Origin of the sequence: Kitasatospora xanthocidica (genome assembly GCF_014656195.1) — a bacterium.
Classification (GTDB): Bacteria; Actinomycetota; Actinomycetes; order Streptomycetales; family Streptomycetaceae; genus Kitasatospora; species Kitasatospora xanthocidica.
In genome coordinates, this window is record NZ_BNBY01000011.1 from 19,581 (window position 1) to 32,614 (window position 13,034).

10 protein-coding genes are annotated in these 13,034 nt (G+C 71.9%); 6 read left to right on the top strand and 4 right to left on the bottom strand.

Features of this window, described 5'->3' with window-relative positions; all coding sequences use genetic code 11:
- Nucleotides 1–51: 51 nt before the first annotated feature.
- Entirely contained in the window at nucleotides 52–1,545 is a 1,494-nt protein-coding gene (locus tag IE332_RS20695) for an RICIN domain-containing protein (protein ID WP_229928758.1), read from the bottom strand.
- A 963-nt stretch (nucleotides 1,546–2,508) separates the two neighbouring features.
- Between IE332_RS20695 and IE332_RS20700 the strand changes: the two genes are divergently transcribed.
- From IE332_RS20700 to IE332_RS20725, 6 genes are read left to right on the top strand one after another with little or no spacing between them, the layout of a single operon-like run.
- A complete protein-coding gene (locus tag IE332_RS20700; RefSeq protein ID WP_189918561.1) occupies nucleotides 2,509–3,471 on the top strand; it encodes a glycosyltransferase family 2 protein in 963 nt (320 codons plus the stop codon).
- Complete coding sequence (locus tag IE332_RS20705) at nucleotides 3,468–4,874, top strand: NAD(P)/FAD-dependent oxidoreductase (RefSeq protein WP_229928759.1); 1,407 nt, start codon at nucleotides 3,468–3,470, stop codon at nucleotides 4,872–4,874. Before IE332_RS20700 ends, IE332_RS20705 begins: the two co-directional genes overlap by 4 nt.
- Nucleotides 4,867–6,285 carry an aspartate aminotransferase family protein gene (locus IE332_RS20710; RefSeq protein ID WP_189918563.1) on the top strand — a complete coding sequence of 473 codons (1,419 nt, stop codon included), beginning with the start codon at nucleotides 4,867–4,869 and terminating at the stop codon, nucleotides 6,283–6,285. Before IE332_RS20705 ends, IE332_RS20710 begins: the two co-directional genes overlap by 8 nt.
- The gene (locus IE332_RS20715; RefSeq protein WP_189918565.1) at nucleotides 6,282–6,638 is read left to right on the top strand and encodes a hypothetical protein; all 357 of its coding nucleotides are present in this window, start codon (nucleotides 6,282–6,284) and stop codon (nucleotides 6,636–6,638) included. Before IE332_RS20710 ends, IE332_RS20715 begins: the two co-directional genes overlap by 4 nt.
- The gene (locus tag IE332_RS20720) at nucleotides 6,635–8,101 is read left to right on the top strand and encodes a GMC family oxidoreductase (protein WP_189918567.1); all 1,467 of its coding nucleotides are present in this window, start codon (nucleotides 6,635–6,637) and stop codon (nucleotides 8,099–8,101) included. The genes IE332_RS20715 and IE332_RS20720 overlap by 4 nt, the downstream gene beginning before the upstream one ends.
- 56 nt (nucleotides 8,102–8,157) lie before the next feature.
- Complete coding sequence (locus tag IE332_RS20725; protein ID WP_189918929.1) at nucleotides 8,158–9,318, top strand: MFS transporter; 1,161 nt, start codon at nucleotides 8,158–8,160, stop codon at nucleotides 9,316–9,318.
- A 79-nt stretch (nucleotides 9,319–9,397) separates the two neighbouring features.
- Here the strand turns inward: IE332_RS20725 and yjfF are convergent, their stop codons facing one another.
- The 3 genes from yjfF to IE332_RS20740 are packed head-to-tail and all read right to left on the bottom strand — an operon-like array spanning nucleotide 9,398 to nucleotide 12,974.
- The gene (yjfF, locus tag IE332_RS20730) at nucleotides 9,398–10,369 is read right to left on the bottom strand and encodes a galactofuranose ABC transporter, permease protein YjfF (protein ID WP_189918569.1); all 972 of its coding nucleotides are present in this window, start codon (nucleotides 10,367–10,369) and stop codon (nucleotides 9,398–9,400) included.
- Complete coding sequence (locus IE332_RS20735) at nucleotides 10,366–11,454, bottom strand: ABC transporter permease (protein ID WP_189918571.1); 1,089 nt, start codon at nucleotides 11,452–11,454, stop codon at nucleotides 10,366–10,368. The genes yjfF and IE332_RS20735 overlap by 4 nt, the downstream gene beginning before the upstream one ends.
- Entirely contained in the window at nucleotides 11,451–12,974 is a 1,524-nt protein-coding gene (locus IE332_RS20740) for a sugar ABC transporter ATP-binding protein (protein ID WP_189918573.1), read from the bottom strand. Before IE332_RS20740 ends, IE332_RS20735 begins: the two co-directional genes overlap by 4 nt.
- Between the last annotated feature and the right edge of the window lie 60 nt (nucleotides 12,975–13,034).

A 13,034-nucleotide genomic window follows, 5' to 3' on the forward strand; every position in this document is an offset into this window, starting at 1 on the left:
CCACTCCCCGGACGGGACCGGTCGCCGGCCGGGCCCGCTGCTGTCGGCAGGTCAGGACAGGGTCCAGCTCTCGCCGGCAGCGCTCGCGCTGCCGCCGGTCTCCTGGTCCACGACCGCTCCCTGCGTGGTCGAGCCGCCGGTGCCGATGGTCAGGCCGCTGCCGACGCCGACCAGCACGTACGTGCTGCCGGTGGGGCCGCCGGTGAGGTCCAGCGCCCACTGCTGGTTGACGCCGCCGTTGCAGGTCCACTGCTGCAACAGTGCGCCGCTGGTGGTCGAGTAGCCGGGGACGTCCAGGCACAGCCCGCTGTGGACGCTGGTCAGGGTGTAGATGTTGTCCGCCACCCAGGTGAGCTTCCACTTCTGGTTGGCACCGCCGGTCGACGGCCACTGGACGACCCCGCCCCCGGTGGCGGTGGAGGCGCCGGACACATCCAGCAGCATCGAACTGGCCGCGTTGGTGAGGGTGTACGTGCCGGCGGCGGGGATTCCGCTGCCGGCCGACCAGGTGCCCGCGGCCGTGTCGAGGGACCAGGCGGGGTACTGGCCGAGGTTGACCGTCGTCCCCCGGATGGTCAGCGGGAGCCAGATCAGCTTGGAACTGCCCAGGTCGCCGGTGTTCCAGCGGTCGCCCGCATAGATGTACGAGGTGCCCGAGGAGCCCTGGACGGTGATGATGTTGGCCGTCTGGCTCTCGTACGTGTGGGTGCCGGGGGCGGCCAGGTCCCGCCAGGACGACCACGGTCCGCGCAGGGACGTGGCGGTGGCGTAGACGTTGTCGTTGAGGTACCAGCCCGACAGGTGCGACCCCAGCATGTAGTAGGTACCGCCCACCTTCACCATGGCCGGGGACTCGATGCTGCCGCCGCCCAGGAGCGCGACCGCGCTGTCCACCGAGAGGTAGTCGGCGGAGAGCTTGTCGATCCGCAGGCCGCCGTTGTCGCGGTCCTCGGTCAGCAGGTAGCCGGTGCCGTCGGATTCCTGGAACAGACCCAGGTCACGGCTGACGTTGCCCAGCGGCCGGAAGCTGCCCCGGTAGACGTACGGGCCGCAGGGGGTGCTGCTGGTGGCCACGCCCGCCTTCGCGTCGGAGTAGTCGGCGTTGTCGATGTGCAGGTACATCACATACGTCCTGGTCGACGCGTTGTAGATGACCTTCGGCCGCTCGACGATCCGGTTCGGCCCCAGATCGCCGCTGCTCTGCCTGGCCAGTGCCACGCCCCGGTAGGTCCAGGTGCCGAGGTCGTCGGAGGTGTAGCAGGGGATGTCCAGGAACGAGGTGTCCGCCGAGGTCGCGCCGGTCTTGTCCTCGCCGAAGCCGTACCAGGTGCTCCCCACCTTGACGATGCCCAGCCCGTGCAACTGGAGCGCGTTGCCGTTCTGGTCGGTGCGGATCGCTCCCGGGGTGAAGGCCACCGAGGCCGCCTGGGCCTGTGCGGCGGACGGCGGCACCGCCATGAAGGCGCCGAGCAGGGCGAGGAACCCGGCGACTGCGGTGCGCCACCGGCTGACCGGCCGGTCGTCGCGTGCGGGACTGTGGGACAAGGGGTTTCACCTCTCGTGTGAGCACGTGCTCCGGCGCGGCTCGGTCGCCGCCTGGTGGCGGCTGACCTGCGGGACATCACGCGGGACATCGAGCCGATGCCGGCCGGTCGGCACGCGTCGGCAGCTGGTGGGTTCTGTCGAGGCGTCGCTCCCGGCTGTCCCCGGCACGGCCTGGCCGGTGGTGCGGGCCGAGACCGGAGACGGGCGTGCCGGACGGGTCACCGCTGCGGCGAACCGCCTGTGGATCCGCACAGGTGACCACCGGAGGCGTCCATGACATGGGATGGATTAAGGCGCATAGGTCGGGCGTTTGTCCAGAGGTTCGACAGTTTCTGATGACGTATCGCACGATGGGGGGCGACCGACCGGCCCTGCGGCGGCATACATGGGATGTATCGGTGCACTATCGCGCCCGAAGCCTGCGGGAACGGAAGACCCACCCGCAAAGGACGTGACAAGTGCTTCCGATGGATTCCGGCCACATTGCCGGGGTGTGCCGCCGAGACGTCACCGGCCCGCGCCGACGCGCGCGCCCCGGGTCAGGGCGCGATGCGAGGCCCCTCGGCCCGGTTCGGCGACCAGGGAAGACCGCTTCGCCGCGGGGATGTTCGACCCGGCGATCGACGGCGGGACGGAACGGCACCCCGGACCGGGCCGACGCCGCGACCGGCCGCCCGGACAGGGCCGCCGGGGGCGAGCCCGGATCGCGCCCACGCTGCGGGTTCGACGCCTTCGACTCCCCATTCCGGAACATGAGTTGTTAACGCTCACATGTGGACTCAAACAGCTATACGACTCACTCGAATAGTTCGTATCACCTTGCGTCGCAGGTGGAGGCGCTGAGAGCGTTAACAAGTCCACGGGGACAAGATCTGAACACCGGTCAACCCCCGCTGCGGACCTACGAGAAGCCCGACGTCTTCGACCACCCACCGACACACACCAACTCCCCTAAGGAGTGCCGTGTTACCGAAACGCCGTGTCTTCGACAGCCGGCGACCGCTGCTCAGCGTCGTCGTACCCTGCTACAACGAAGCCGAGGTGCTGGCGCACACCCACGATCGCCTGAGCCGTGTCCTGGACGGTCTGCCGGACTTCGACTGCGAGCAGATCTACGTGGACGACGGAAGCGCCGACGGCACCTGGGATCTGATCAACTCACTGGCCCGGAGCTCGGGTTCCACCCGGGCGATGCGGCTGAGCCGGAACTTCGGCCACCAGAGCGCCTGCCTGGCCGGACTGCGCGAGTCCCGGGGCGACGCCGTCGTCGTCATCGACGCGGACCTGCAGGACCCTCCGGAAGTGATCGCCGAGATGGCCGCGCTGTGGCGGGACGGCTGGTCGGTCGTCTCCGCCCGGCGGCGCAGCCGGGCGGGCGAGACCGTCTTCAAGCGAGCCACCGCCGCCGCGTTCTACCGCGTGCTCGGCGCGATCTCCGACCGGCCGCCCGAGCTGGACACCGGCGACTTCCGGTTGATGGACCGGGAGTTGGTGGAACTGCTGTCGGTCTCGCTCGAACAGGACCTCTACCTCCGCGGTGCCGTCAGCTGGTTCGGACTGCCGGAGACCAGCGTGCCGTACGACCGCGACGCGCGGTACGCGGGCGCGTCGAAGTACACCCTGCGCAAGATGCTCGCCCTGTCCCGCAACGGTCTGCTGGCCAACTCCTCCCTCCCCCTGCGTCTGCCCGCCTACGTGGGAGCGCTCGCCCTGGTGGGCGGGGCGACCGCCGCCGCCGTGCGCCGTGACGTCCGGCTGCTGGCGGCCTCCGGCGCGTTCGGCGTCCAGGCGCTGGCCCTGGGCGTGGTCGGGGAGTACCTGGACGCGGTGCTCCGCCAGGTCAGGGGCCGGCCCCACTACGTGGTCGGTGAACGACTCGAAGCGATCAGCGGATCCGTACACCTTGAGGAGCGTGTCGCCCTGTGACCACGACAACGGAGCAGAACGCGTCGCCGGCCGCGCCGGTGGACGTGGTGATCGTCGGGGCCGGTTTCACCGGCCTGTCGGCCGCGCTCGAACTGGCCTCCCAGGGCCGGAGCGTGCGCGTCATCGAACGCGAGGACGTGGTCGGCGGGCTCGCCGCCAGCTTCGACGTGGGCGAGGGCAGGCGGCTGGAGCGGTTCTACCACCACTGGTTCGACTCCGACCAGGAGATGGTCCGGCTCTGTGCGGGGCTGGGCCTGTCCCACCTGCTGGAGGCCCATGAGACCCGGACCGGCGTCTACTACGCCAACTCGGTGTACCGGCTGTCCGCCCCCCTGGACCTGCTGCGGTTCACCCCCCTGCCCCTGGTGGACCGGCTGCGGCTCGGCCTGCTGGCGCTGCGGGCCCGGCGGGTGAAGCACTGGCGGGACCTCGAATCGCTGACGGCGCAGGAGTGGCTGGTGTCGCTGGGCGGCCGCCGGGTCTACGAGACCGTCTGGCGCCCGCTGCTGGAGGGCAAGTTCGGCGACTACGCGTCCCAGGTGGGCGCCACCTGGATGTGGACCAAGCTGCACCTGCGCGGCGGCAGCCGCTCGCGGTCCGGCAAGGAGACGCTGTACTACCTCAAAGGCGGCTGCGAGACGCTGCTGGACGCGCTCAGGCTCCGGCTGGAGTCGCTGGGTGCGGAGATCCTCACCGGCACCGAGGTCGAGGCCGTCCACGTCGGCGGGTCCGGGGTCGACGGGGTGACCGCGGGCGGGGTCTTCCACCGCGCCCGCCAGGTCCTGGTCACCGTGGCCCCGCCGACGGCCGCCGCACTGGTCCGGCACCAGGACGCCGACGACCCGCGCGTCGCGCAGCTGCGCCGGAGCTGGTCGGCGGTCGACTACCTGGGCAACGTCTGCCTGGTGCTGGAGAACAACCGCCGCCTGTCGGACACGTACTGGCTCAACGTCAACGACCCGGGCTTCCCCTACGTCGGCGTCATCGAGCACACCAACCTGGACCACCCCGACCGGTACGACGGCCGGCACGTGGTCTACCTGTCCAAGTACCTGCCGACCGACGCCGAGCTGTACCGGATGTCCGACGAGGAGGTCTTCCGCTACAGCCTGCCGTTCATCCAGCGGATGTTCCCCGACTTCCGGGAGAGCTGGGTGGAGCGCTACCACGTCTGGCGCGCCCCGTACGCCCAGCCGGTGATCACCCCGGGCTACACCCGCACCATGCCCCCGGTGGAGTCCGGGATCCGCGGACTGTACCTGGCGGGAATGGCCCAGGTCTTCCCCGAGGACCGCGGCACCAACTACGCCGTCCGCGACGGCCGCCGCGCCGGGCGGCTCGTCCTCGACCGCCTCGCCGCCGAGCGCGCCCCCGAAACCGTCTCCGGGAGTCACCATGCCTGAACTGCTGACCGTCGACCAGGCCGAGGCCATGACCGCCGAGCAGGTCCACGACCTGTACCGACGGTACGTCAGCCGCAGCCAGGTCTCCCTGATCGGGTCCTTCGGCTTCGGCCGGGACGTGGTCGACCACGCCGAGGGCGCTTGGATCCACCTGCGGGACGGCCGGCGCGTCCTGGACTTCACCGGCGGGGTCGGCGTGCTCAACCACGGCCACAACCACCCGCGGATCCTCGCGGCCCGCCGGCGCTTCCTCGACGCGCAGCGGATGGAGGTCCACAAGAACTACCTCTCCCCGTACGTCGCCGCGCTCGGCCACAACCTCGCGCAGCTGCTGCCGGAGGACCTGAACATCAGCTACTTCCCCAACTCCGGGGCGGAGGCGGTGGAGGGCGCGGTGAAGCTCGCCTACAAGTACCACCGCGGCCGTCGGGGCACCGTGCTCCACAGCGACATCGCGTTCCACGGGAAGCTGCTGGGAGCCGGGAGCCTGACGGCCTCGCCCGAGGTCCACTTCCCGTACCCGCAGATCCCGGGCACGGACGCGTTCACCTACGACGACCTGGACTCCTTCCTGCTGGCCCTGGAGCGCCACACCTCGTCGGCCGGCGAGTCCGACGTGTACGCGGTGGTGCTGGAGCCGTTCAGCGCCTCCAGCCTGCGCGAGTGCTCGCCCGGGTTCCTCCGTGCGGTGCGGCGGCTGTGCACCGAGCGCGACATCGTGCTGGTCTTCGACGAGGTCTACACCGGCTGGGGCAAGACCGGGGAGCTCTTCCACTTCCTGCACCACCCGGGTCTGGTCCCCGACATCGTCACCACGTCCAAGTCCTTCGGCGGCGGCAAGGCGTCGATCTCCGGGTACATCGCCCGCGAGCGGATCTTCCGCAGCGCCTACGACAACCTGGCCGACGCCACGCTGCACAGCACGACGTACTACGGCTTCGGCGAGGAGACGGCGACCGCGCTGGAGGCGGTGGCCGTGGCCGTCGACGAGGACTTCCCCGGGCGTGCGCGGAAGCTGGGCGAGCGCCTCGGCGACGGACTGGCCGGGATCGCCGCCCGGCACCCGCGCCTGGTGCGGGAGGTCCGGGGCCGGGGCGCGCTGCACGGGGTGTTCCTGACGCCCGGTCCGCAGCTGCCCGAGATCCTGCGGACCAAGCTGCCGACCGCCGCCGCGAAGGACCCGCAGGCCATGTCGAAGGTGCTGACCGCGGCGGTGATCGCCGCGCTCTACCGCGACCACGGCGTGCTCACCTTCTTCGGCTCGAACCGCTCGATCGCGCTCATCGCCTCTCCGCCGCTGGTGGCCGAGCCGGACGAGGTGGACCTGTTCCTGACCGCCCTGGACGAGGTGCTGTCCCGGGGCGCCACCCGGCTGCTCGCCGGACTGGTCAAGGAGAAGGTGTCCGCATGACCGGCACCGCGTCCGCCCTGCGGGCCTCCGGTCTGCCCCGCTGCTGGGCCGTCGAGTTCGCGCCGCTGCGGTCCCCGGCCGCGCTGCGCGAGGCGGTCCGGCACACGGCGGAGAGCCTGGACCGGGCCCCGGCCCTCCAGCGCTGGGGCCTGTCGGTGGCCCTGCGGCTGTTCCCCGCGGCCTTCCTCGCGGTGTCCGGCCGCTTCCCCCGGAGCGCCTCGCCCGCACAGCTGCGGGCCGGGCTGGCGCGGCTGCGCGGTGTCCCCGGGTACGCCGAGGTCCTGCGGGCCACCACGGCGCTGGCCCTGTACGGCGCCCTGGACGGACCGGCCTCCCGGGAGGCACTGCGGTGAGCGGCGCAGCCGACGTCGACTGCGACGTCCTGGTGGTCGGCTCCGGTGCGGGCGGCAGTGTCGCCGCGCGCGAACTGGCCGCCGCCGGCCGCGAGGTGACCGTACTGGAGGAGGGGCCCCGGGTCAGCACCGAGGACCTCGCGGCCGCCGCACCCGCCGAGTCCATGCGCCGCCTCTACCGCAACGGCGGGGCGACCGCGATCCTCGGCACACCGCCGATCGCCTACGGCGAGGCCTGCGTGGTCGGCGGCACCACGGTGGTCAACGGCGGTCTGCTGTGGCAGCCCTCGGCGGCCCTCCTCGACCGCTGGGCGACCTTGAGCGGGTACGGCGGCTACCGGGACGACGTGGTGGGCGCGCACTTCGCGCGGGTGCGGAAGAGGCTGGGCATGATCGTGCAGGAGCACGGCGACGGCAACGCGGACTCCCGGCTGCTCGCGCAGGCCGCCGCCTCGCTCGGCTGGCGCTGGCAGCACCCCCAGCGGGTGGTGCGGGGCTGCCGCCACCGCAACCAGTGCGCCACCGGGTGCCCGAGCGGTGCCAAGCAGAGCATGGCCCTCAGCTACCTGCCCGACGCGGAGGCCCTGGGCGCCGTCATCGAACCCGGTGTCCGGGTGGAGCGGATCCTCCACGACGGCGGCGGCACCGCCCTCGGCGTCGCGGCGACCGGCCCCGACGGCCGGCCGGTGCGCTACCGCGCCCGGACGGTGTTCGTCGCCGCCGGTCCGGTCGGCACCCCCACCCTGCTGCGCCGCAGCGGGATCCACCGGCGGGCGGCGGGCCGCCGGCTGGCGCTCCACCTCAACCTGCGGACCGTCGCCCGCTTCCCCCGGGCCGTGGACGCCACCCGCGGCACCATGTTCACCGCCCAGGTGCAGGAGCACTCCGCGCTGGGCGTGCTCGTCATGCCGTCCAACGTCACCCCCGGCGGACTGGGCGCGGCGCTCGCCGGACGCGACCCGGGCCAGGTCGCCGCCCTGCTCGCCGCCCGGGCGCACCTGGGGATGTTCACCACGCAGGTGCGGGTGCAGGGCACCGCGCGGATCAGCGCGGTCCTCGGCGGCTCGCCCCTGCTGCGGCACGGCCTGACCGGTGCCGACCACGACCTGATGCGCCTGGCGTTCCGCCGCACCGCCCGGCTGCTGTTCGCCGCGGGCGCCGTGGAGCTGCTGCCGCCCACCAGTTCGGCCCCACCGCTGCGTTCGGAGGCCGACGCGGCGGAGTACTGCGCGCGGGTCCGGCCGGGCGACTGGGAGCCGGTCTCCGTGCACGGCATGGCGAGCTGCCCGATGGCCCTGCCGGAGCGCGGCGGGGTCGTCGACGACCGCGGCCGCCCCCACGGCTTCACCAACCTGCACCTCTGCGACGCGAGCGTCCTGCCGGGCGCTCCCGGGATCAGTCCGCAGGGAACGATCATGTCCTACGCCCACGAGATCGTGGCCCGTCATCTGGAGAGCACGTGACCGACCAACCGACCGCCCAGCGCGTCGCGGCAGCCCCGGCCGCCCCCGATGTACGGATGTTCAGCCCGGCGGCGACGGTGGCCTCCTGTGCCGGATTCGTGCTCATCGGCGCGCTCCAGGCGCTGTACGGGCCGACGATCCCCGCGTTCCGGGCCGACTTCCAGCTCTCCCCCGCGGCCGCCGGACTGGGCCTGAGCGCCCACTTCGTCGGTGGTGTCGCCGGCGTGCTGCTCTTCGACCGGCTGTTCGGGCGGATCGGCAACCGCCGGATCCTCGGCGCCTCCTACCTGCTGATGGCGGTCGGCGCGGCGGGGTTCGCCCTGGCCCCCGGCTGGCCGCTCGCCCTGGCGATGGCGCTGCTCGCCGGGCTCGGCTTCGGCGGGATCGACTACGGCCTCAACCAGCTCTTCGCCGTAGGCTTCGGCCACCGTTCGACGGCGATGCTGAACGTCCTCAACGCCCACTTCGGCATCGGCGCGATCCTCGGCCCCGCGCTCGTGGGCGCGGTCGGCGCCGAGCACTACCCCGCGCTCTTCCTGGTCTTCGCCGCGGCCAACCTGCCGCTGCTGCTGTGCCTGCGCGGTGTGCGCGACCGGGCCCCGCAGCAGACCGGTGGCGCCGGCCCGGACGAGGCCACCGGAAGCGCGCTCAGCCGCAGCCTGGGCTCGGTGCTGGCCGTCTTCGTCGCCCTGTACGTCCTGCACGTCGGCATCGAGGCGGGTGTCGGCGGCTGGGAGCCCACCCACCTGGAGACGGTCGGCTACGGTGCCGGGCTCGCCGCCACCGCCACCTCCGTCTACTGGCTGATGATGACCGTCGGACGGTTCCTGGTCGCCCCGATCACGCTGCGCTTCTCCGCCGAGGCGATCATCACGGTCTCCTGCGCGGGGATGACGGTCTGTCTCCTGCTGGCGTCCGTACGGGACATCGCCCCGTACGCCTACGCGGGGGTCGGCCTGTTCATCGCGCCGATCTTCCCCACCGGGCTGCCCTGGCTCAACCGGGCCGCGCCGCGGGCCCGCCGGGCCGGCGCGCTGGTGATCGCGGCCTCCATGGTGGGCGGTGTCGTCGCGGGGCCGACCCTCGGCAAGGCCATCGAGTCGCTGGGCGTGCGCTCGGTGCCCCTGGTGCTCGGGGCGGTCTCCGCGCTGTGCGTGGCCGCGACGCTCTGGCTCATCCGTGCCACCCGACCGGCCCGGGCCCCGCGGGGCGCGTGAGCGGTCACCCCGGCACAAGACCCCGGCGCCCGCGGCCTTCGAGGAGGCCGCGGGCGCCGGGGTCTTGTGCCGGGTGCGCTCAGCGCCGGCGGGCGGTGATCAGGCGCTGCAGGACGATGAAGACGAACAGCAGGGCGCCGATGACGATCCGGGTCCACCAGGAGCTGAGGGTGCCCTGGAAGCTGATCACGGTCTGGATCAGCCCGAGCACCAGCACCCCGAGCAGGGTGCCCAGCAGGTAGCCGGAGCCGCCGGTCAGCAGGGTGCCGCCGATGACGACCGCGGCGATCGCGTCCAGTTCCAGGCCCACCGCGTGCAGGCCGTAGCCGGACAGCATGTAGAAGGTGAGCAGCACGCCGCCGAGCGCGGAGCAGAAGCCGCTGATCGCGTAGACGGTGGTCTTGGTGCGCTGGACCGGCAGGCCCATCAACAGCGCCGACTGCTCGCTGCCGCCGAGCGCGTACACGTTGCGGCCGAGCCGGGTGTAGTGGAGGACCACGAAGCCGACGGCGACCACCAGCAGCGCGATGACCGCGCTCGGCGAGACGAACAGGCTGCCGAGCGGGATCCGGGTCTGCGCCATCGCGGTGTACTGCGGGTCGGTGATGGAGATCGAGTCGATGCTGATCGTGTAGCACAGGCCGCGGGCCAGGAACATGCCGGCCAGCGTGACGATGAACGGCTGGATCTCGAAGACGTGGATGACCCAGCCCATCAGCCAGCCGCCCGCGGTGCCCATCAGCAGGACCAGCGGGATCACCAGCAGCGGCGGCCAGCCCTGCCGCTCGACCAGCCAGGCGGAGACCATGGTGGACAGCGCCACCACCGCGCCGACCGACAGGTCGATGCCGCCGGTCAGCACGACGAAGGTCATGCCGACCGCGACGACCAGCAGGAAGGCGTTGTCGATCAGCAGGTTGAGCACGACCTGGCCGGAGAAGAAGCCGTCGTACTGAGCCGAGCCGACGCCGAACATCGACACCAGCAGGACGGCGGTGACCAGCAGCGGGATCTGGCCGCGCAGGCGGGTCAGCAGGGCGTTGGCGTTCATGCGCCGACCTCCCGGTTGGTGGGGCCCGCGGCGTGCGACCGGGTGGTACGCCGGGTCCGCGTGCCGCGGGCGGCGAGCTTGGCGCGGAAGACGGGCGACTGGATGAGGCAGACCGCGATCACCACGAACGCCTTGAACACCAGGGTGGTCTCCGGCGGGATGCCGATGGTGTAGACGGTGGTGGAGAGGGTCTGGATGATGAGCGCGCCCAGGACGGTGCCGCCGATCGAGAACCGGCCGCCGTTCAGCGAGGTCCCGCCGAGCACCACCGCGAGGATGGCATCCAGTTCGATCCACAGTCCGGCGTTGTTGCCGTCGGCGGCCGAGACGTTGGAGGACACCATCAGCCCGGCCAGCGCCGCGCACAGCGCGCTGAACACGTAGACCAGGCCGACCAGGCGCATCGCCCGGATGCCCACCAGCCGGCTGGCCACCGGGTTGCCGCCGACGGACTCCAGCAGCAGGCCGAGCGCGGTGAAGCGGGTCAGCAGCACGGTGGCCAGCACCACCAGGGCGCTGAGCAGGATCGCGAACGGCATGGTCAGCCAGTAGCCGCCGCCGATCAGCTTGAACGGGTCGCTGGTGACGGTGATGATCTGGCCGTCGGTGATCAGCTGGGCCACACCGCGTCCGGCGACCATCAGGATCAGGGTGGCGATGATCGGCTGGACGCCGACCCTGGCCACCAGCACCCCGTTGACCGTGCCGAGCACCAGGGCGGCGCCCAGCGCGATGCCGAGGGCCGTCAGCACGGTGCCGACGCTCCCCGGGTCGGACGAATCGCTGATGTGCAGGCAGGCCAGGGCGCCGGAGATCGCGACGGTGGAGCCGACCGACAGGTCGATGCCGCCGGTGGCGATCACCAGGGTCATGCCCAGGGAGACCAGGATCAGCGGGGCGCCGAAGTGCAGGATGTCGATCAGGGAGCCGTAGAGGTGGCCGCCCTGGAGGTGGACGGAGAAGAAGTCGGGGGTGAAGGCGAGGTTGGCCACCAGGAGCACGGTCAGCACCGCGGCCGGCCAGAACAACCGGGACCGGATCACCGCCTTCACCGGGCTCGCAGCCGTTGCCGTTGCCGTGCTCATCGGTCCGCTCCGCTCGCGATGGTGGCCATGACGTGCTCCGGGGTGAGCTCGCCGTCGTTGTCGAGTTGGGCGACCATCCGGTGGTCGCGCAGCACGCCGACCCGGTGGCTGAGCCGCAGCACCTCCTCCAGTTCGGCGGAGATGAACAGCACCGCCATCCCGTCGTCGGCGAGGTTCGCCACCAGTTTCTGGATCTCGGCCTTGGCCCCGATGTCGATGCCCCGGGTGGGTTCGTCGAGGATCAGCAGCTTGGGGTCGGTGATCAGCCAGCGGGCGAGCAGCACCTTCTGCTGATTGCCGCCGCTGAGGTTGCGCACCAGTGCCTCGGGGTTGTCGGGGCGGATGTCCAGGGCGCGGATCCAGCGCAGCGCGTACTGCTCCTGCACGGTGCGCGACAGCGGGCGCGTCCACCCGCGGGACGCCTGAAGCGCCAGCACGATGTTCTCGCGGACGGTCAGCTCGCCGACCAGGCCCTCGGTCTTGCGGTTCTCGGAGCAGAAGGCGATGCCGTGGGCGATCGCGTCGCGCGGGCCGCGCAGCGCGGTCTTGGCGCCCTCGATCCGCAGTGTGCCGCCGTCGCTCTGGTCGGCGCCGAACAGCAGCCGGGCGGCCTCGGTCCGTCCGGAGCCCAACAGCCCGGCCAGTCCGATCACTTCGCCCGACCGGATGGCCAGGTCGTACGGCTCGACGGCGCCCCGCCGGGTCAGCCCGTCGGCCTCCAGGAACACCGCTCCGTCGGCCGGTGCGGTGCGCTCGCTCCGCTTGCCGCCGCCGAGCCGGTCGAGTCCGGCGAGCTCGGCGCCGATCATCCGGGAGACCAGTTGGACCTGGTTCAGCTCGTTGATCAGGTACTCGCCCTCCAGCCGGCCGTTGCGCAGCACGGTCATCCGGTCGCAGATCTCGTAGATCTGGTCGAGGAAGTGCGTGACGAACAGGATCGCCACGCCCTGGTCGCGCAGGCGCCGCATGACGGCGAAGAGCCGGCGCACCTCGTCGCGGTCCAGACTGGAGGTCGGCTCGTCCAGGATCAGCACCTTGGCGGAGAGGTCGACCGCGCGGACGATGGCCACCAACTGCTGGACGGCGATGGAGTGGCTGTTCAGCGGCGTGCTGACGTCGATGTCCAGGTCCAGCTCGCGGACCAGCTCGGCGGCCCGGCGGCGCATCCCGGCCCAGTCGATCAGGCCGAACCGGCGGGGTTCCCGCCCGATGAAGATGTTCTCCGCGACCGACAGGTTCGGGCAGAGGTTCACCTCCTGGTACACCGTGCTGATGCCGGCCTGCTGGGCCTGCAGCGGCCCGGCGATCCGCACCCGGTCGCCGGCCAGCACCACCTCGCCGCCGTCCGCCGGGTGGACCCCGGTGAGCACCTTGATCAGCGTGGACTTGCCGGCGCCGTTCTCCCCCAGCAGGGCGTGCACCTCGCCGGGGAAGAGCCGGAAGTCGACCCCGTCCAGCGCCACCACTCCGGGGAACTCCTTGCGGATCCCCCGGACTTCCAGGACCGGTTGCTGCCGCACCCCGGTTCTCCTCTCGTGTGTCCCGGACGCGTCCCGCCCTCGGGCGGTCCGGTCCGGTCC

Bases quoted from the DNA above. Each gene is read 5' to 3' on its own strand.
- IE332_RS20710 (WP_189918563.1), top strand. From the start codon at position 4,867: ATGCCTGAACTGCTGACCGTCGACCAGGCCGAGGCCATGACCGCCGAG.
- IE332_RS20715 (WP_189918565.1), top strand. From the start codon at position 6,282: ATGACCGGCACCGCGTCCGCCCTGCGGGCCTCCGGTCTGCCCCGCTGC.
- IE332_RS20725 (WP_189918929.1), top strand. From the start codon at position 8,158: ATGTTCAGCCCGGCGGCGACGGTGGCCTCCTGTGCCGGATTCGTGCTC.
- yjfF (WP_189918569.1), bottom strand. From the start codon at position 10,369: ATGAACGCCAACGCCCTGCTGACCCGCCTGCGCGGCCAGATCCCGCTG.
- IE332_RS20735 (WP_189918571.1), bottom strand. From the start codon at position 11,454: ATGAGCACGGCAACGGCAACGGCTGCGAGCCCGGTGAAGGCGGTGATC.